The sequence below is a fragment of the Acinetobacter entericus genome (assembly GCF_026168575.1).
Lineage (GTDB): Bacteria > Pseudomonadota > Gammaproteobacteria > Pseudomonadales > Moraxellaceae > Acinetobacter > Acinetobacter bouvetii.
This window is the reverse complement of the sequence record NZ_JAPEQW010000008.1, coordinates 141,872-161,754: the sequence shown is the minus strand read 5'-3', so window position 1 is coordinate 161,754 and position 19,883 is coordinate 141,872. Positions and strand designations below refer to the sequence as shown.

At 45.0% G+C, this 19,883-nt stretch carries 20 protein-coding genes; 8 read left to right on the top strand and 12 right to left on the bottom strand.

All coding sequences use genetic code 11. The features are described 5' to 3' along the window. Positions 1–118: 118 nt before the first annotated feature. Entirely contained in the window at positions 119–730 is a 612-nt protein-coding gene (locus OKC24_RS08570) for a TetR/AcrR family transcriptional regulator (RefSeq protein WP_130145574.1), read from the bottom strand. A gap of 97 nt (positions 731–827) precedes the next feature. On the opposite strand from OKC24_RS08570, the gene OKC24_RS08565 reads away from it, so the two are divergent. Beyond that, entirely contained in the window at positions 828–2,033 is a 1,206-nt protein-coding gene (locus OKC24_RS08565) for an oxygenase MpaB family protein (protein WP_265464968.1), read from the top strand. Between the two features lie 65 nt (positions 2,034–2,098). Here OKC24_RS08565 and OKC24_RS08560 read toward each other — a convergent pair whose 3' ends face one another. The 3 genes from OKC24_RS08560 to def form a co-directional block, all read right to left on the bottom strand. Continuing rightward, on the bottom strand, positions 2,099–4,171 hold the full coding sequence (locus tag OKC24_RS08560; protein ID WP_130145568.1) for a TonB-dependent copper receptor: 2,073 nt from the start codon (positions 4,169–4,171) through the stop codon (positions 2,099–2,101). 75 nt (positions 4,172–4,246) lie between these two features. Beyond that, the gene (locus OKC24_RS08555; protein WP_130145566.1) at positions 4,247–4,687 is read right to left on the bottom strand and encodes a DUF2946 family protein; all 441 of its coding nucleotides are present in this window, start codon (positions 4,685–4,687) and stop codon (positions 4,247–4,249) included. Positions 4,688–4,784: 97 nt separating this feature from the next. Beyond that, positions 4,785–5,315, bottom strand: a complete 531-nt coding sequence (gene def, locus OKC24_RS08550) for a peptide deformylase (RefSeq protein WP_005012041.1) — start codon at positions 5,313–5,315, stop codon at positions 4,785–4,787. Positions 5,316–5,434: 119 nt separating this feature from the next. Between def and OKC24_RS08545 the strand changes: the two genes are divergently transcribed. The 3 genes from OKC24_RS08545 to tsaC all read left to right on the top strand — a co-directional run bounded on the left by OKC24_RS08545 (position 5,435) and on the right by tsaC (position 8,430). Beyond that, the gene (locus tag OKC24_RS08545; protein WP_130145564.1) at positions 5,435–6,589 is read left to right on the top strand and encodes a LysM peptidoglycan-binding domain-containing protein; all 1,155 of its coding nucleotides are present in this window, start codon (positions 5,435–5,437) and stop codon (positions 6,587–6,589) included. 89 nt (positions 6,590–6,678) lie between these two features. Next, entirely contained in the window at positions 6,679–7,818 is a 1,140-nt protein-coding gene (gene dprA / locus OKC24_RS08540; protein ID WP_130145563.1) for a DNA-processing protein DprA, read from the top strand. 42 nt (positions 7,819–7,860) lie between these two features. Then, positions 7,861–8,430 (top strand): L-threonylcarbamoyladenylate synthase type 1 TsaC, encoded by a 570-nt coding sequence (gene tsaC / locus OKC24_RS08535; RefSeq protein WP_130145561.1) that lies wholly within the window; start codon positions 7,861–7,863, stop codon positions 8,428–8,430. A gap of 380 nt (positions 8,431–8,810) precedes the next feature. Here the strand turns inward: tsaC and OKC24_RS08530 are convergent, their stop codons facing one another. Continuing rightward, positions 8,811–9,722 carry a DMT family transporter gene (locus OKC24_RS08530; RefSeq protein ID WP_130145559.1) on the bottom strand — a complete coding sequence of 304 codons (912 nt, stop codon included), beginning with the start codon at positions 9,720–9,722 and terminating at the stop codon, positions 8,811–8,813. Between the two features lie 126 nt (positions 9,723–9,848). Here OKC24_RS08530 and OKC24_RS08525 point away from each other — a divergent pair, with 126 nt between their 5' ends. The 4 genes from OKC24_RS08525 to OKC24_RS08510 all read left to right on the top strand — a co-directional run bounded on the left by OKC24_RS08525 (position 9,849) and on the right by OKC24_RS08510 (position 12,824). Continuing rightward, positions 9,849–10,628, top strand: a complete 780-nt coding sequence (locus OKC24_RS08525) for a helix-turn-helix transcriptional regulator (RefSeq protein WP_130145557.1) — start codon at positions 9,849–9,851, stop codon at positions 10,626–10,628. Positions 10,629–10,965: 337 nt separating this feature from the next. Then, complete coding sequence (locus OKC24_RS08520) at positions 10,966–11,511, top strand: glutathione peroxidase (protein ID WP_130145555.1); 546 nt, start codon at positions 10,966–10,968, stop codon at positions 11,509–11,511. A 221-nt stretch (positions 11,512–11,732) separates the two neighbouring features. After that, the gene (locus OKC24_RS08515) at positions 11,733–12,086 is read left to right on the top strand and encodes an RcnB family protein (RefSeq protein WP_130145553.1); all 354 of its coding nucleotides are present in this window, start codon (positions 11,733–11,735) and stop codon (positions 12,084–12,086) included. Between the two features lie 135 nt (positions 12,087–12,221). After that, positions 12,222–12,824 (top strand): PM1805 family lipoprotein, encoded by a 603-nt coding sequence (locus tag OKC24_RS08510; protein ID WP_130145551.1) that lies wholly within the window; start codon positions 12,222–12,224, stop codon positions 12,822–12,824. Positions 12,825–12,883: 59 nt separating this feature from the next. Here OKC24_RS08510 and adhP read toward each other — a convergent pair whose 3' ends face one another. From adhP to atpA, 7 genes are all read right to left on the bottom strand, one after another. Further along, the gene (gene adhP / locus OKC24_RS08505) at positions 12,884–13,918 is read right to left on the bottom strand and encodes an alcohol dehydrogenase AdhP (protein ID WP_130145549.1); all 1,035 of its coding nucleotides are present in this window, start codon (positions 13,916–13,918) and stop codon (positions 12,884–12,886) included. A gap of 493 nt (positions 13,919–14,411) precedes the next feature. Next, on the bottom strand, positions 14,412–14,717 hold the full coding sequence (locus OKC24_RS08500; protein ID WP_130145547.1) for a hypothetical protein: 306 nt from the start codon (positions 14,715–14,717) through the stop codon (positions 14,412–14,414). Between the two features lie 153 nt (positions 14,718–14,870). Next, a complete protein-coding gene (locus OKC24_RS08495; RefSeq protein ID WP_131276571.1) occupies positions 14,871–15,365 on the bottom strand; it encodes a DUF2846 domain-containing protein in 495 nt (164 codons plus the stop codon). 119 nt (positions 15,366–15,484) lie between these two features. Continuing rightward, positions 15,485–15,904 (bottom strand): F0F1 ATP synthase subunit epsilon, encoded by a 420-nt coding sequence (locus OKC24_RS08490; protein WP_130145543.1) that lies wholly within the window; start codon positions 15,902–15,904, stop codon positions 15,485–15,487. A 26-nt stretch (positions 15,905–15,930) separates the two neighbouring features. Beyond that, positions 15,931–17,325, bottom strand: a complete 1,395-nt coding sequence (atpD, locus tag OKC24_RS08485) for a F0F1 ATP synthase subunit beta (RefSeq protein WP_130145541.1) — start codon at positions 17,323–17,325, stop codon at positions 15,931–15,933. A 26-nt stretch (positions 17,326–17,351) separates the two neighbouring features. Beyond that, a complete protein-coding gene (gene atpG, locus OKC24_RS08480) occupies positions 17,352–18,221 on the bottom strand; it encodes a F0F1 ATP synthase subunit gamma (RefSeq protein WP_130145539.1) in 870 nt (289 codons plus the stop codon). Positions 18,222–18,311: 90 nt separating this feature from the next. Next, positions 18,312–19,856, bottom strand: coding sequence for a F0F1 ATP synthase subunit alpha (gene atpA, locus OKC24_RS08475; protein ID WP_130145537.1), 1,545 nt, complete (start codon positions 19,854–19,856; stop codon positions 18,312–18,314). Positions 19,857–19,883 lie beyond the last annotated feature (27 nt).

Here is a 19,883-nt window from a genome sequence, read left to right as displayed (position 1 = left end):
CATTCTACAGTATTTCCTACCACACGCAACCCTATTTTTTAATTTGCTTGATTGAGTGCTTAAATTTCAAACCATAAAAACAATAAACTACTGATAATTATGTATAAATTAATTAAAATTAGTTTTCACCAATCGCTTTTGCATCTAAATAAGCCAAGATCATCATCGACAACTCCAACTTAAGCTGCTGTTCTGTAATAAGAAAGTTATTATTACTAACATAGCGCATCATGGTAAACAGGGTACTATTGATAATCACAAAAGAGCGGTTTTTCAAAGTTTCAAAGTCCCAATGCCGGTAATAGCGGTTAAATAAGTACATGCCAACTTCAAAAAAGTGCTTTTCTAAAACCTGAGATGCATCTGAATGACTATACACATGCCAATGTTTCAATATTTCAATTAAAAAGCCCTGATCTGCTTTGAGCATGTCAAAACCGAATTGAATGGTCAGTGGAATGATGTCATGAATTTCCTGATCACCCTGTTCAACCACCGCCTGCTTCAGCGCTATGCCCAGCTGTTCTGATTTGCGTAGCAGCAGCTCCTCAACAATCTGCTCTTTATTTTCAAAATATTGATAGATCGATCCCACACTCACCCCAGAGCGCTCTGCAATTTTGGGTGTTGTCAGATAAATCAGCCCCTCTTGCGCAATGCACTGCTGCGCTGCCTGCAAGACATGCTCCACAATTATTTTAGCTCTTTGCTGCTGCGGTTTTTTTCTCATCATTATGACCTGCGCCGCCTGAAATGGAATGCGAATTGAATGCGAATAAATATTCATATTACTGTTGGATTAAACAACAGCAATAAGGCTACCTGCAATGACCCTTCAAATACCTAAGCGCTTGGCTACATTTCAGCAAATGCAAAGGAGTGATGCGCTGACTCAGCTGCTGAACCATTTTACGGCAAAGCCTTTAGCCCCCTCTTATGCAGAATATCTGCGCCTGAATAAAGCCCTCAATTCCGGCGATGCCGCTATGGATGCTGTTGTGCACTGGGTAATGCAAAATCCGAAACACAACCGGCCATTGTTTGAGACCGCTTTGTTTCAAGGCCTTGCGCAGCTTCCAGAGTCCATTCCCGAACTGACCGATTTCTTCCAGCATATAGCGCACAAGCCCGATTGGCTGGATGAAGAAAAAATTGATCGCGCCCTTCAATTCACCCATCAGCTGGGAATCAACAATGGCTTTGTACTGAGGGATTTATCCCTGATGACTGGCTATTTATTTCCTGGGTTCAATCAACCGTTGATGATGACGGGCGCTTTAAATAAACAGGCGGGCACGCGCTTAGCCGAAACCACAAAATGGTGGATTGATATTACCGAACCTGACGGCTTGAAGCGATATGGCGCGGGATTCACATCGACGATTTATGTCCGCTTCATCCATGCGCTGGTGCGGGTTCATCTGAAAAAAAATCCAAAATGGGATGCTGACACTTGGGGGCTGCCGATCAATCAATTTGACCTTGCCATGACCAATTTAGCATTCAGCAGTGTGGTTTTGATTGGCATTCGGGCGCTTGGAATTTTCCCATCACAGCAAGATACTGAAAACTTTTTACATTTTTGGCGCTATATCGGCTGGCTGATGGGGGTGGATGAACAATGGCTGATTGCCAAAGAAAGTGAGGGCTGGCGTTTGCTGTACTGGATGCAGTTTGCCCACCCGAAATCGGATGACAGCAGCTGTGCGCTGGGCACCAGCCTGTCTAAAGAGCCTTTTGAACGGCAGTACCGTTATTTGCGCCCTTTGCAACAAAAGCTTGCCTATCGGCAACATTTAGAATTGACTCAGTTTTTCATTGGCAAAAAACGCATGCAATGTTTAGGCTTGAAACCGCAAACGGCTTCTTGGTTTGCTTACTATTTGATTGCACGGAATTTGATGCTGTACAGCGGCGCAAAACGATTGCCTGCTCTGCATCAAAAATTGATCCAGAAAGGCCGCGAAATACAAAAGCAGGGCTTGGCCTTATATCAAAGCAAAGCCAAACAGCTGGCCAGCATGCATCAATAGCGCGCAGCGTGATCAAAAAAGCAGGGCGGATGCCCTGCTTTTTTTAATTTTTCAAAATAATGAACTTAGAATTTCATCGAAATCCGCGCCCAATAATTGCGCCCGATATTATTGAATTGTTCATTGCTGGCAAAACCAAAACCTGAACTTCCGGCTTTATTTAAATGTTCGGTGTAGGTTTTATCTAACACGTTATCCACGCCAACAGCGACATCAACATCTTGCATTAAATTGTAAGAAGCATTCAACGCCAGTGTGCTAAATGCTTTACTCTCATTCATGTCATAGCCCACAATATTGCCTTGGTTCAAGCTAATACGGTCTTGTTTCGCCACCACACGCCACAGCATGCCCAAGGTATATTTATCTTGAACATAGCGCAGATTAAAGCGTCCTTCTAAAGGCGCGATTTGCGGCAATGCTTTGTTATCTGTGGTGTTTTCGCCCCATGCATACATGGCACTGACATCCGCCTGAATGGCATCGCTAAATTGATAGCCTAATCCGGCTTCCGCTCCTGCAATGGTGGCATCGATATTTTTCGCCCCTGCACTGAAGCTTGAGCCATGAGCATGCCCGCCTGTGGTTGGATGATCATGATAGCTCATTAAAATATAGTCATTAATCAAACCTGCATACGCTGAAACCCATGAATTGAATGCGCCATGCTGATGCTGATAACCCATATCCAGCTGCAAGGTTTTTTCCGTATCCAAATCATTAAAAGTAGGCTTTGACATGCCTGAATTACCATGCGCAGTACTGAACAGCTCCCAATAATCAGGGACGCGTTCAACATAACCTAAACCAATATAGCTTTTGGCATCATGTTCAGGATGCTGATTTTCCAGGCGAATAAAGCCGCTCGGCAAAGTTTCTGAACGGTCATCATTGAGCTTCAGCGCCTCGATTTTGACTTGGTCAAGTCTAGCACCTGTCACCAGTTTTGAATTTTCACTCCATTGATAGCCGAGTTCACCAAATGCTCCATAGGACTGGAATTTCATATTGGTGGCCAATGGCATATCCATCATCAAGGATTTCATGCCTCCTGCGTGATGATTCTGCTGAGAGTCGATTCCTGTAATTAGATTCAGCTTATCCCACTCACTGGTCATGGCGAAACGGGCATTCAAAGTACGGCGGGTGACTTGCATTTCTGATGGATTCGCTACCATTTGATGCGTCATCATGTCATGTGTCATTGGTGGCGTTCTTAATCTAAAATTATCCATGATATGGTCGTTATAACTGTAGTTCACCTGACCTTCAACTTTCTGAATGACGTCCGTCAGGTTTTTCTTTTCAAAACGCAGTCCCAAGCTTTCACGGGCAAATTGTGAGCCATCCATATCACGGCCTGCATATAAAGCCTCACCATCCGACTTTCCACCCGTCAGCTCCAGCCACGTATTTTCATCGGGGGTCCAGCCCAGTGCGACATCTGCATTCCAGCGCTCCCAAGCGGAAGGCACTGTATTGCCATCGCCATCTTGATAACTATTCGATTCAGAACGATTGGCATTTAAACGGATATATTTCTTTTCATCCCCAAGCGTTGTTTCCACATTATGATCCAGGCGCCCAAAAGAGCCTATCAGCACGCTGGCTTGACCTTGATAAGGCTTTGCAGCGCTCAGCTCCGGTTTTTGCCGTTCAAAAATAACTGTCGCCGCAGACCCCGTATTGGCATATTGCACTGTTTGCGGGCCTTTAATCACCGAAATACGGTCATAGCTTTCAGGGGAAATATAAGACGTTGGCGCATCCATGCGGTTTGGACAAGCGCCTAAATTCTCAGAGCCATCCGCCAATACTTTAATGCGCGAACCGAACATGCCGCGGAAGGTCACATCACTATTGGTGCCGCCATTTTTAATAGCGCTGAACCCCATAATGCTTTGCAGATAATCTGCCCCGTCAGTCGCTGGCACAGGCTGAATCGGCTGCTTGGGATCGGCAATCACAATCAATCCATTGGCATCACTGCCCTGCTGTGATGTCACCACGATTGGTGCCAGCGTTTGCACGGCTTGTGCTTCCATTTTATTGTCAGATGAATTTGCCCATGCAGCAGAAGTACACGCGACAGCAATTGCAGCCGCCAAAGGCTGTAAAAAAAATTGTGGCTGAGCCATTTTTAAATCTCACTTAAAACATAAATACAACTGGGCTGGAGCCAACCAAGACCCTTAAATTTTTAAAACGTTGATTTATGCAAAAAGCGGCGGCGCCCTGCCTTGAGGCAGCAAAAACAGCCGCTGCAGCGCAAACCAGACATGCGCAAATGCCTGCTGGAAAGCCGCTAAGCGGATTTGAATGCGGTCTAAGACTTCTTTGATATCCAGTTCAGGCGGTAAAACCAGATTGCCGTATACCGTACAGTACTGGCATTGATGGCCCGCGTCATGATCATGGCCAGCAGATTGAGAAGCCTCGGCATGGTCTGCCTGTATAGCCATGTGATGGGCAGCATGATGCGCCGATGAATTCTGCGAAGAGTGGTGATGCGGGGAATCTAATAAAAGTGCACGCGTGATGGTTTCACAGACCGGCGCAATTTGATATTGCGTCGGAAGCAAAGGCTGTAGAAAAACAGCAATCTGTAAAAATACCGCTGCAAATGACAGCAGCAGGCCGCTACGCAGAAACAAAGGCAAATCCTAAAATTTGTCGGCGATAATTATAGCAAAGCCCAATTAAAATTGGGCTTTATACTGTCTTTTTTTAAAGAAAAATCGAATGCAAAGTTTAGCGTTTTACAGCAACTTGATCTTTTTGGCGCTGGCGAACCGTTTTTTCCACTTTTTCACGGGCGCGCTGGCGTTTAAGCGGAGACAGATAATCCACAAACAGTTTGCCGTTTAAGTGATCCATTTCATGCTGAATGCAAACTGCGAGAAGTCCGTCAGCTTCCAGCTCAAAAGACTCGCCATTCAAATCTACTGCATCTATTTTTACACGTGACGGACGCGAAACTTTATCGTATATTTGAGGCACTGACAGGCAGCCCTCTTCATACGGCTGCGTCTCTTGCGTCAATGGCGTAATTTTGGGGTTAATAAACACCATGGGTTCATCTTTATTTTCAGATAAATCCATGACAATCAGCTGAATGTGCTGATCCACTTGAGTTGCCGCCAAGCCAATGCCTGGCGCTTCATACATGGTTTCAAACATGTCTGCTGCCAACTGACGAATTTCATCAGTAACTTCTTCGACTGGTTTTGCAATGGTACGAAGACGGGGATCAGGGAAACTTAAAATAGGTAATAAGGCCATACGACGTCCTCACTTATGCCATTGATCAAAAAACAAAATGAAGGAATGCTTCATCAAAAAATTGTGTGTAATATCGTTATTATAACGCAACTGCATACATAATTTTAGGAATTATGATAATGAAAAAGGTTTTGAAGGGCATGCCAACTTTTAGTGCCTTGGGGTTTAAAAAACAATTATTAGCGCTTGCCGTCTGCCTAAGCATTGGGGCTGGCATCGCCAGCGTTGCTGAAGCAGCGCCTGCCCGCAATGTCAATCCGCCTGCATTAAAAGCAGGCGCGCCGCAAGTGTATGTGGTGAAAAAAGGCGATACGCTGTGGGATATTTCCAAAAAATTCTTGAAAAATCCAGTCCGCTGGCCTGAAATTTGGGCAAGCAATAAACACGTCAAAAATCCGCACTGGATTTTCCCTGGTGACCGTTTATTGATGTGTACCCATAATGGCAAGCCACTCATCGGCAAAGATGAAGGTGATGGCTGTGAAGGCATCATCCGCCGCTATACGGGCGGCATTAAAGTTCAACCGCAGGTGCGCATCGAATCATTAAATAATGCGATTCCCGTCATTCCTTTGGAATATATCAAGCAATGGCTGGAACGCAGCATGGTGGTCGCACCTGAAACGCTGGAAAATACGCCCTATATTTTAGGCACTGCCGATCAGCGCGTACTGGCTGCCAAAGGCCAGACTGTTTATGCCCGCGGCAATGGCATGGCTGTAGGCCAGCGCTATGCAGTCTACCGTGAAGGTGAAGCGTATACCCTGACTGATGCAAACGGCAAAAAGTTCAATGCCGGCCTAGAGCTAAATCAAGTGGCTTCAGGCATTGCTGTACGCGGTGAAAATGACATCATCACACTGGAACTGACAGATACTTATAATGGTGAAGTCCGCCGCGGTGACCGCGTTCTGCCTGAATATGACCCAATGCTGCCAACCTTGTTCTATCCAACCAATGCTGAAAACATTACAGCAGGCGGCAGCATTGTCCGTGTTATGGGCTCAATCGGCACTGCAGCAGTCAACAGCGTCGTGACGATTGACCGCGGCGCATTGCAAGGCGTTGAAGCTGGCCATGTGTTCAGCGTAAACCAAAAAGGCGAGATTGTGACTGATCCAAAAACCAAGGAGCGTATTCAGCTTCCGGGGCAGCGTATCGGCAATATCATGGTGTTCAAAACATTTGATAACTTAAGTTATGCCTTTGTTCTAGACAGCGAGCTGCCAATTAAAGTTGGCGCAAGCATTCAGCCGCCGCTGCTGGATGAATAATCCTTTTATAGGCGTATAAAAATGGGGCTGAAATTCAGCCTCATTTTATTTTTAAACAATAAAAAGAAGACAGTTTTAAAGGTCTCGCTATGCTCAATTCATTCAGCTCCGTGCAATTAGATTACATTCGCCTCTGGTTTTTAGTTCAGCATTCTCTCAGCAGTTTCCGTAAAATTCAGTCGCACTATGCATCACTTGCTGAAGCGCTCCAGCCGAATCAATTACCTGTTTGGCAAAGCTTAGGTATACACAAAAATCATCTGCAGCGCGTTCAAGATTCAAACACCGAAGTCGAACAGCGAAAATTTCAGCACTGCCTGAAACAGATTGAACAAAGCAGTGATTTCATCCTCATTGATATTGATGCGGCCTACCCGCCTCAGCTCTTACCTTATACAGACCGTCCACCTATTTTATTTGGTCAAGGCAGTCCTGATACACTGCTGCAGCCTCAAGTGGCTATTGTTGGCAGCCGCAAGCCCAGCCCGCACGGCCGGCAAGTGGCTTATGATTTTGCTTTTTACTTAAGCGAACAAGGCTTTTATATCAACAGCGGACTCGCGCAAGGCATCGATGAAGCAGCCCACCAAGCCGCTTTAAAGCATCAGCGCACCATTGCCGTGATGGGAACAGGGCTGGATCAAACTTATCCTTCTCAGCATCAGGCCTTAAGACAGGATATCCTGAGCAATGGCGGCGCCGTAATTTCCGAATTCCTGCCGAATACTCCTCCCTTGCAGCATCATTTCCCGCGGCGCAACCGCATTGTCAGCGGCCTCAGCCTAGGCGTTATTGTGGCTGAAGCCACCTTGAAAAGCGGCTCACTGATCACAGCAAAAATAGCCGCCGAACAAGGCAAAGCCGTTTTTGCCATTCCAGGACATATTTACGGCGACTTCCATCAAGGCTGCCATCAGCTGATCCGCGAAGGCGCAATTCTCATTGACCACCCTCTGCAGGTCATTGAAGACCTTGCCCTGCCGACACAATGGCAATCTGCCACAAAAAAACCTGCGGCACCCGAAAACATGCAGGAACCGATTGGCATCCCTGAACATCTGCAGGCCTTATACCAGCAGCTGGATTGGGCTGGACAAACTTTGGATCAGCTCGCGCTTTTAACTCAGCTGGATGCGGCTGCACTGACCAGCCAACTCATGGAATTAGAATTATTGGGGCTCGCAATGCAGCAGGCTGGCTGCTATCTGCGTTGCCGTTCGGGAAAATAGGGTTCACAATAGCCTCATTATTTTCATTAAGGTTAAATTCTCATGATTACCACCTCTGTGGCCGAAGCAGCCGATTGTCTAAAAAAAGGGCAGGTCTTGGCATATCCTACAGAGGCAGTTTGGGGCTTAGGCTGTGACCCGTTTAACGAAAAGGCATTCCGTGAAATTTTAAGGCTGAAACAGCGCCCCATTGAAAAAGGCGTGATTTTACTGGCCGCCAATGTTGCGCAAGTTGAACATTTATTGACAGGACTCAACCCTGAAATAAAGGAAGAAGTCATTGCATCGTGGAGCCGCCGCTCGCCAGCTGAACGCGCCACCACATGGCTGCTGCCGGCAGGCGGGCATATTCCCAGCTGGATTAAAGGCAGTCATTCTAAAGTCGCAGTTCGCGTCACCACCCACTCGCTCTGCGCAGCCTTATGCCATGCCTTTAATGGCTTTATCGTATCAACCAGCGCCAATCCCGCAGGGCTTGAGCCAGCGCGCTCCTTGCAGGAAGCCAGCCAATATTTTGCCAATGAGCTGAATTATTTGAACGGCGATTTAGGCTTAAGCCAAGAGCCCAGCAAAATTATTGATGCAGAAACAGGTGAAATTATCCGCGCATAAATGCCGATGACGGCAGCAGGCCTTGTCAGGCAAAAAAAAGCTCAGCCATATAGAAATGGCTGAGCATAAAAAAGGATGTGCAAAAAATCACATCCAGAGGGTCTGGAAAATCTAGCAAAAAACAGTCAACACCAAATGCCGTTTTCAGTGCCATTATTATGTGATAAAGCCTTCTGCCAAACAAATAGATTTTTTCTATTAATAAAAAGCTTAAAGTTATTAATTTAAGATAAAAAACAGCATTTTATTCAAAATATATACCTATTTTTGATCACATTATTAGCAAAACAAAGACAATTTTAATCTTTGTAGCGCTATATTTTATATCTTGCTTCTTCTGAACAGTTACAAAAAATATTTCATTTTTTCTGTGATTGCCTCTATTCAGTAGTCGACTTAACCCTTGCCGGCAACTTTTTCTGCGCCAACAGCACGCCCAAAATAGCCAAAGCGGTCCCTATACTGTGATAAACCGTCCACTGCTCCGCCAGCCAGCAATAAGCAATCGCCGCCGTTACAATCGGCATCAGGTTCATAAAGACGCTGGTTTGATTCGGCCCCAAATATTGAATCGAAAGCATCCAAAGCAATGGCGCTGCCAGCGAGGGGAACATCCCCGCGTACAGTACGCTCCAGACATTCTGCGCATTTATGGCATCCAGCCCCAAGTACAGCACAAACGGCAAATGGTACAGCAAGGCAAAAAAAATCTGAACATAGACACTGATAAATAAAGGAATTTTAAGCTGCCATTTCTTTAGAAGCACCCCATAAAAAGCATAGAAAAAAACGGCAGCCAGCATAATCGCATCGCCCGCATGGCCGCCTAAAGACAGCAGATTTGCCCAATGCCCTTTCGCAATAACCAGAAGCAAGCCAGAAAAAGAAATCAGGCAGCCCAGCAAGGCAAAACGGTTCGGCCATTCTTTTAAAATAAAAACGGACACTAAAATCGTAAAGACGGGAATAAAGGCATTGATAATGCCCATATTGGTCGCAGTGGTATAATGCGCAGCGCTGTAGCTGAGCCCCTGATACAGCACCATTCCAAAAGCGGCCAGTACCGCAAGCTGCTTCCAGTGCTGCTGAATTAAAGCGCGGTTTTTATACAGCTGCGGCAGCATAAAAGGCGTTAACATAATAAACGCCACCAGCCAGCGGTAAAAACTGATGCTGACTGGAGAAATATACTCCGTCACATAACGGGTGACCGCAATATTCAGCGACCAAATAAACACGGAAAGCAGCGGCAGCAAGACTGCCCAGCGCATCATTTTAGGATTGTGTTGCATAGAATCATTCTTTCAGCAATTTCTGTTTTTTATTGTGCGCAATGTCGCATATAAATGAAATATTGAAATTCAGACAATGATATTGTTAAAGCGACATTATTCCGCACCGCGCCCGGACTCTAGAACATGATTGAGCAGATTGAACAGCGTATTGAGATCAGCCAGTCTTTTTATGAAAAAGATGAAGAAGTTCATCCTCATAGCTGCATATGGGGCGATTTTAATATGAGCCTCGATGGAATTTTGGAATATGAAGTCAATGGCAGAAAATTATGGTCTCCGCCCAGTTACGGCATTTGGATCCCGCCCCGCGTAGCGCATCATTCCATTGCTGTTGATCAGCACACCACCCATTATGCCGTAATCCGCTTAGACCCTGAATTATGTGAAATTTTTTCCGTAAAGCCTGAAATGCTCAGTGTATCGGTATTTTTCAGGCAATTGATTTTAGAAGCGTTTCATGTACAGCAGCAGGGCCATTTGCATTATTTCCGCCACCTGCTGCAGGTTATTTTAGATCAGCTGAGCAGTGCGCCAAAGCATCATCATTATCTGCCGCAAACCCATCATCCGGCACTCAAGCCCATCTTAGAGGACTTAGCCGCTCCTGCTTTATTTCAGAAAAGCCTGCGGCAGGTATTAGAGCCTTTTGCCATAAGCGAAAGGCAGCTTCACCGTATCAGCCAGGCCGAGCTGCAGCTCAGCTTATCGGAATGGCGCAACCGCGCCAAACTGCTGTATGCCATCATGCAGCTGCGGCAGGGAAAATCCATTAAAGCCCTCAGTTTTGAACTGGGATATCAGCATAGTTCCAATTTTATTGAATTCTTTAAACGCTATACAGGCCAGACACCGGCTCAGTTAAAATCTTGCGCTGCGCCAAAGCCGCTCCAGAAATTGCCATAAGCGCGGCACAGGTATAATAGGCCATTCATCACTCCGCTGCATATCGGGTAGCCACCCTATTCAGCACCCAAATCAGCGCCGGCATCATAGGAACACTGTAAGCCCCTATAAAATATACAGATTATGCCGCTATGTTGCATCTTCTTCTTATTATTGACGCACTTGAAGCACGATTCGAATCATACATCACGATATTAACTGCATGATTCTGTGAATTTTACGGAAGTTCGGCACTGCGCATACAAAAATTATCAAAACCTGAGGCTTCAGCACTTGCCGCCTGCAAGTTTTCCAGTTAAAACATTGCAATCAAAACGCAAATAATCAGGATCATTGCATGGCCGCTTCAGTTTACAACATCCCTGTCAAAACCATCGACGGCGCAGAAACCACACTCAATCAATATCAAGGCAAAGTGCTGCTGATTGTGAATGTCGCGTCTAAATGCGGCTTAACCCCGCAATATGAAGGCTTGGAACAGCTGTATAAGGACAAAAAAGCCGAAGGCTTGGAAATTTTAGGCTTTCCGGCAAACAATTTTTTAGCGCAGGAGCCTGGGTCAGATGAAGAAATTCAGCAATTCTGTTCTTTGAATTATCAGGTTGATTTTCCGCTTTTCTCAAAAATTTCAGTCGCAGGTGAAGACAAGCACCCGCTGTATCAAACCTTAACGGCTGCCATTCCAGATCGCACCGGTGAAGGCCCGTGGAAAAAAGACTTGATTGATTACGGCCTGACGCCCAATGAGCCGCCAGAAGTGCTGTGGAACTTTGAAAAATTCTTGGTGAATAAGCAAGGTGAGATTGTTGCGCGCTTTGCGCCAGATATCAAAGCAGATGATGCCCGCATTGTAGATGCCGTCAATGCAGAATTGGCAAAATAAATAAACGCATACAACCTTGTTAAAGTTATCAATTAAAGACTTTAATAAGGCTGTATCAAAGATATAAACCTCAATATAATTTTTAATTATCATAATAAGATAAAATACACATTTTATTCACTATTTTAATTAAGCAGCAACAGTTCATTCCATTTTTATCTGCAAATCAGTTATATGCTGAAGCTATCGAGAAACAGACGCAGTAAAAAACAGGTGAACCTATGAATACATTAATAAAAGCAATTGTACTGTCGATTTCAACAGCGTTCGTGGCTGCACCTGCAATGGCTGCACCGCAAAATAGCCAAAACCATCAGCCTCAGGCAGCGCACAATCACGAAGCACCTGTAAAACAGCAGGCGCAGCAGCATAAAAAAGCGGTGAACCCATTGCATGACTGGCATGCAGGGCAAAAAGTTCCAAGCCAGTACCGCGGCAATAGTTACAAAGTTGACCACAGCAAGTATAAAAAATTAGCCAAGCCGGGCAAAAACCAGCAATGGATTAAAGTAAATGGCGATTATATTTTAATCAACGCTATGACTCATTTAATCATCAAAATTATTGGCGGTTAATCGCCGTCACGGGATTGCCCAAGAGCGCTTCGGCGCTCTTTTTTGTTATCGCTTTGCAGCAATCTATTTTGAATCCACATTTCATCCCTATATTCAGCCTAAGACCCAATAAATTGATACAGAGTTTAAAAGCGAATGAAGAAATTCCTGCAAGGCGCCATCCTACCTTTCAGTATTTTTGCAGCCGGCATGGCATTGCTGGGCTGCGATCAAGCCGCCTCACCTGAAAATACCCGCGCTGAGCAGACTCAAATTGAAACTGAACAATCCCAAGGCATTCAGTCCGCTGCGGATAACGATGCGCCTGCTCAGCAAACTGAGCTGAAAAGCGGCAATATGTTCTATCTTATCCGCGATGTAGCAGACCTGCAGCTGAAAGCCGGCGGCTATGTGGAACAGCTGCAGCAGATTCAAGCAGAGCTTCAAAGCGCTGTCGATCTAAAGGATCATGAAAAACTGCAGCACAGCGCCGCCCAGCTGCAAAAACAGCTCACTGGATTCAACCAGGCCTTAAGCAGTGTTCATTTAAAAACGCAGGAAATCTCTGATATCCGCAAAAATATTCTTTCCGCCAATGAGGACGTGCTGAATTCACCTTTCCTGAACGGTCAAGTGGATTTAAGCAAAGTAGATTTGAAAAAAATTGAGCAGCAAATGGTTTCAATCCAATCCGAAATGGTTAAATTGGCTGGCATGCTGATTTCACAAGGACAGGATCAGCAAGCTCAGGAAAGCTAGTATTCCAAGCCACTCAGGCCAATTCATGAACACCGAATTGGCCTGAGTGAAATTTATAGTTAAAGCCTCATATCAATGACAATGCGGCCATCAATTTTGCCCTGCTCCATCCGGTGGAAAATATCGTTAATATTGTCTAATGCTTCGACATGAATATGCGCTTTCACCTTACCGCGCGCCGCAATATCCAGTGCCTCTTTCAAGTCCAAACGTGTTCCGACAATTGAGCCGCGTACCGTAATGCCTTCAAGCACCATATTAAAAATAGATAAGTCGAATGTGCCAGGCGGCAGACCATTCAAGACCATCGTGCCGCCGCGGCGGACAATTGCAACGGCTTGTTCAAATGCTTTTGGGGATACCGCGGTCACCAGCACGCCATGGCAACCCTCACCGTCGGTGGCTTTGAGCACTTGTTCTTTCACATCCGCTTTCAGCGCATTAATGGCAACATCGGCACCCAAGTTTTTGGCCAGCTCAATTTTACTGTCATCAACATCAATGGCGACCACATTAAAGCCCATGGTTTTGGCATACTGAATAGCGACATGGCCCAAACCGCCAATTCCGGAAATGGCAACCCAATCTCCTGTTTTGGCCTCCGTCATTTTTAAGCCTTTATAGACCGTCACGCCGGCGCATAAAATCGGCGCTATTTCCAGCAGATCCACACCTTCAGGAATCACCCCGACATAATCACCATCTGCCAGGCAATATTCGGCAAAACTGCCGTTGACGGAATAACCTGAATTTTGTTGTTTTTTACATAACGTTTCCCAGCCTGCATAGCAATGATCGCAATGGCCGCAGGCTGAATAAAGCCATGGAACCCCCACAATATCACCGGCTGTTAAATGTTCAATCCCGTCACCAACCTCAATGACTTCGCCCACGCCTTCATGTCCCGGAATAAAAGGCAAGGTCGGTTTCACTGGCCAATCGCCATGCATCGCATGCAGATCGGTATGGCAAACCCCTGTGGCAATCATCTTGACCAGTACTTTTCCCGGACTGATTTTAGGAATTTCGACCTCTTGTATTTGCAGCGGCTGATTAAATTCAGTGACTACCGCTGCTTTCATCGTATTCGCCATTATGCTGTTCTCCATATTCCAAATATCAAGAAAGTTCTTTTTTAAGAACTATTACTCAACTATATAGAATATATAAATTATCAAAAGTGGCGGATTTGTAGCGGATTTGATGATTTTAGATGCCTGCTCTTGCAATTCCTTTGCAATCTTCATTTCCGCCGCAGCACAATTTAAAACTAGGACTTTTAGAGTCTGTTCAGCTTTAGAAACTGCAGCATCATTGATCGCCCTTGCCCAACTCCCAAACAAGGTGCAATTATATGCAGCGTATTCAAATGAATTGTTTTGATGTGCTTAATTATGATTAAAAATCCAGATTAAACAGCACATTGAGTATAGAATCGCTTTCGAATAATGAAGGTGGCCTTTCTAAAGGGAATGCACGTGCAATTCAGCAAAGCTAGAATCATCCAGTTTAGATAAAGGCCTGAATAAAGCTTTTAGAACCCGCATGGCAGCAATGGTGAATTTTCAACTATTCTGGCCTCAGATTTTATTCCGCCTTTAGGCTATGCCGCCATATTCTGTACGCGGCATGCATCGCTTGACGTTCATACGATTTTACTAATCGGCTTTCCATCGCTGAAAAATCGCCTTTATATGCGGCTGCTACCATCGTTTTTGCCAGCTCTTGAATACTGACTCGTCCACGGTGTTCATATTGCTGTACTTCTTCATGGGTCAATTCAACATCCCAGCACGACACCACTGAGCTCATATCGACAGCAATGCTTAAATAATAGTGATCAAAGTCTTGGTAAAGTTCCCAAAAGTGCGGTTCAAAAGCAATAAGGTTCATTAGATAAAATTTGTGAAAGTAATGAATTTAACTTAATACATGGGATGAATAAAATATATGCCACTTTAGATAGCGCAGCCTAAGTTTTTATGACACTAAAAGATTAAAACCGCCAATTTAGGCGGTTTTAATCTTTTATCTCAGGATTGTCCATTATTTCAATGCAAGCGCTGCCTTGCTGCAATTTCCGCCTTTAGCAAATGCATATTCACTAACCGCCCGCTTTCCGGTTTGCTCATCAACCTGTTTTAAATTTGCTCCGCCAGTAAATGCACCCATTTTAATAAATTGCTGAACAAAATATTGCTTACCGGCTTCAGTCTGAATCTCAAGGTGGTTTGGTGAAAACTCAGATTCCGTAGAAATAGTATGGTTACGGTTTCCTAAGACTTCTTTATAAAAAAACACACCGCGTGATGTTTCTCCTAAGCATTCGCCATCGACCCAAACATCTTTCTTTAATGCGGCGCCTTTGACTGAAGCCGAACGGTATACATAAATCCCTGCATTGCCGTCTTTCGGAGCTGTGAATTGTTTCACTGTATCAGAAGCGTGCTGATCCGCCTTTGGCACTGATGCACACCCCACAAAGCCTAAAGATAGCAATAATGTGAATATAATTTTTTTGACATTAAAAAGCCCATTGATATAAATTTTATAAGCACATGAAAAATAGCAATTAAATCATCTTTCAGCAATTCTTATTTTTAAATTTCAGCCATAAAAAACCACCCTTGCGGGTGGTCTTCTCAATCTCAAACCGTCTCTTATTGAGCGCGGTTTTTGATTTTGCGGATGGTTTCCAACTGAGCAGCAGTTTCTGCAAGAGCAGCCAAAGCAGCAGCCGAGTCCAAGTCGCTCTTTTGATTCGCAAGCAATTGTTCAGCGTGTTTACGCGCTTCAATAATTGCCGCTTCATCTAAGTTTTCTGCACGAACTGCAGTATCTGCAAGAATCGTAACAACATGCGGCTGAACTTCTAAAACACCGCCAGATACATAGATCAACTCTTCTGTACCGTTTTCAAGCAGAACGCGGATCGCGCCCGGCTTGAGCAAAGTTACCAGCGGCGCATGGCCAGGCATAATACCCAACTCACCGCCAGCACCTTTCGCAATTAGCATCGTTACAGCGCCAGAGTACAAAGACTCTTTCACACTTACAACATCACATTGCATAGTCGACATGAGAATCTCCTAAATTAGGTAACTAATTAAAGTTTCTCAGCTTTAGCAATTACTTCGTCAATACCACCAACCATGTAGAACGCTTGTTCTGGAATGTGGTCGTATTCACCAGCTAGAAGACCTTTAAAGCCACGAATTGTTTCTTTAAGCGGTACAAGTTTACCAGGCGCGCCAGTAAACACTTCAGCTACGTGGAACGGCTGAGAGAAGAAACGTTGGATTTTACGCGCACGGTAAACAACCAATTTATCTTCTTCAGCAAGCTCGTCCATACCAAGAATTGCGATAATGTCTTTCAATTCTTTGTAACGCTGTAAAACGTTTTGAACTGAACGAGCGATTTCGTAATGCTCAGCACCTACTACAAGCGGATCTAACTGACGTGAAGTAGAGTCAAGTGGATCGATCGCTGGGTAAATACCAGAAGATGCGATGTCACGGCTCAATACAACAGTAGCGTCCAAGTGAGCAAATGTTGTTGCAGGCGATGGATCTGTTAAGTCATCGGCAGGTACATATACCGCTTGGATAGAGGTAATTGAACCAGACTTAGTCGATGTAATACGTTCTTGTAGAACACCCATCTCTTCTGCAAGAGTTGGCTGGTAACCTACAGCAGACGGCATACGACCTAACAATGCTGATACTTCAGTACCCGCAAGTGTATAACGGTAGATGTTGTCTACGAACAATAGTACATCACGGCCTTTGCCGTTTTCGTCTTTCTCATCACGGAAATATTCAGCCATGGTCAAACCAGTCAACGCTACGCGTAAACGGTTACCCGGTGGCTCATTCATCTGACCGTAGACCATTGCTACTTTGTCTAGAACGTTAGAATCTTTCATTTCGTGATAGAAGTCATTACCTTCACGAGTACGCTCACCAACACCAGCAAACACAGATAAACCTGAGTGAGCTTTCGCGATGTTGTTGATCAATTCCATCATGTTTACAGTTTTACCAACACCGGCACCACCGAACAGGCCAACTTTACCGCCTTTCGCAAACGGGCAAAGCAAGTCAATGACTTTAATACCAGTTTCTAGAAGGTCAGTAGAAGCAGCTTGTTCAGCATAAGAAGGTGCTTGACGGTGAATCGGCAAACGCGCTTCAGTCGCAACAGGGCCAGCTTCGTCGATCGGGCGACCAAGAACGTCCATGATACGGCCCAAACATGCAGTACCTACAGGTACAGAGATTGGAGCGCCAGTATTCGTTGCGTTCAAACCACGCTTAAGGCCTTCAGTAGAACCCATTGCAATAGTACGAACTACGCCATCACCAAGTTGTTGCTGAACTTCTAAAGTAGTTTCAGTGCCATCAACATGGAGAGCGTCATAGATCTTAGGAACGCTGTTGCGTTCAAACTCGACGTCGATAACCGCGCCGATGATCTGAATGATACGACCGCTACTCATTGCTGTCTCCTCAATTCAAAATAATGTTAAACGGCAGCGGCACCACCAACGATCTCAGAAATTTCCTGAGTAATCGCGGCTTGACGCAGCTTGTTATAAATAAGTTGCAAGCTCTTGATGATGTCACCTGCATTGTCGGTTGCAGCTTTCATTGCCACCATACGTGCAGATTGCTCACATGCGATATTTTCAATCACACCTTGATACACCATAGACTCGATATAACGGACCAATAAACCATTTAAAAGCTCTTCAGCTTCAGGTTCATAGAGATAGTCCCAACCGTATTGACGGTTTAGGCCTTCTTCCGTTTCAGCCGCAACCAAAGGAACAAGTTGTTCGATCTTTTGGTTTTGAGTCATGGCATTGACAAAGCCGTTTGACACAAGATAAATACGATCTAACTCGCCTTTATCAAATGCGTCCAACATCACCTGTACAGAACCAGTTAACTGTTCAAGACCTGGTGCATCACCTACTTGCGTAGTTGCGCCAAGTACTTTACCGCCGTAGTTTTTAAAAAACGAAACCGCTTTTTGACCAATCAAAGCAAATTGAACTTCAATTGACTGCTCTTGTTGCTGCTGTACGTGTTTTACCACTTTTTTGAACAAGTTAATGTTCAAACCGCCAGCAAGGCCGCGATCTGAAGACACAATGATATAGCCAACGCGTTTTACAGGGCGTTCAACCATATAACGGTGCTTGTATTCAGGATTCGCTTGAACCAAATGAGCAATTACACGGTGCATATTTTCGGCATACGGACGGCCCTGAGCCATGCGCTCTTGCGCACGACGCATCTTAGAAGCTGCTACCATCTGCATCGCGCGAGTAATTTTCTGCGTGCTTTTGATACTAGCGACTTTGGCGCGAATTTCTTTTAAATTTGCCATACGCTTAACCTAGTATTCGAAAGCCCTTTCGAGCTTCCGAAGGTTGATTCCGTGAACCAAACCAACACTAAATTTCAAACCAGTTGAAACTTAGTAAGTTTGAGTCGCTTTAAAGCTTTCAATACCTGCTTTGAATGCTGCTTCGATTTCTTTATCCCAAGCACCAGACTCGTCAATTTTTTGCATTAACGCAGCATGTTCTGAACGGAAGTAAGAAACAAGCGCAGCATCAAAGTCTACGATTTTCTTCACTTCAACGTCAGTCATATAACCTTCGTTAGATGCATAAATTGAAACAGCTTGGTCAGCGATTGAATATGGAGCATATTGTTTTTGCTTCATTAATTCAGTTACGCGTTGACCGTGTTCTAACTGCTTACGTGTTGCTTCATCAAGGTCAGAAGCAAACTGAGCGAACGCTGCCAATTCACGGTATTGCGCCAAAGCGGTACGGATACCACCAGACAATTTTTTGATGATCTTAGTCTGCGCTGAACCACCAACACGAGATACAGAGATACCCGCGTTCACAGCAGGACGGATACCTGCGTTGAATAATGATGTTTCTAGGAAGATCTGACCGTCAGTAATCGAAATTACGTTCGTTGGTACGAATGCAGATACGTCACCCGCTTGAGTTTCAATAATCGGCAATGCAGTTAATGAACCAGTTTGGCCTTTAACTTCACCGTTAGTGAATTTCTCAACGTAGTCAGCAGATACACGAGAAGCACGTTCAAGTAGACGCGAGTGTAGATAGAACACGTCACCTGGATACGCTTCACGGCCTGGTGGACGGCGTAAAAGCAATGAAATTTGACGGTAAGCAACTGCTTGCTTCGACAAGTCATCATAAATGATCAACGCGTCTTCACCGCGGTCACGGAAGTATTCGCCCATTGTACAGCCAGAGTACGGAGCAAGATAAAGCATTGCTGCTGGATCTGATGCACCCGCTGCGACAACAGTTGTATACGCCATAGCGCCAGTTTCTTCCAGCTTGCGCACAACGTTAGCGATAGTCGATTGTTTTTGACCAATTGCTACGTATACACATTTAATGCCAGAGTTTTTCTGTGCGATGATCGCATCGATCGCCATTGCTGTTTTACCAGTTTGACGGTCACCAATGATCAGCTCTCGCTGACCACGGCCTACAGGGATCATTGTATCTACTGATTTATAACCAGTTTGTACAGGTTCATCCACTGATTGACGCCAAATTACGCCTGGTGCTACTTTTTCAACAGCATCAGTTAATTTCGCATCAATTGGGCCTTTAGCATCAATTGGGTTACCCAAAGCATCTACGACACGGCCTAAAAGTTCTGGACCAACCGGAACTTCCAATACGCGGCCTGTGCAGCGAGCTTTTTGACCTTCTTGAAGGCTTAAGTAGTTACCTAAAACAACGACGCCCACTGAATCCTGTTCTAGGTTCAGTGCCATACCGTATAAGCCGCCGTCGAATTCGATCATTTCACCGTACATTGCATCAGCAAGGCCGTGAATACGCACAATACCGTCGGAAACCATAACAATGGTCCCTTCGTTCTTAGCGGTCGCGCTGGTGTCCAGATCGCCGATACGCTGTTTAATGAGCGCACTGATCTCGGATGGATTCAGTTGTTGCATTGCGCTATACCTCAATCTTTTTAAAGT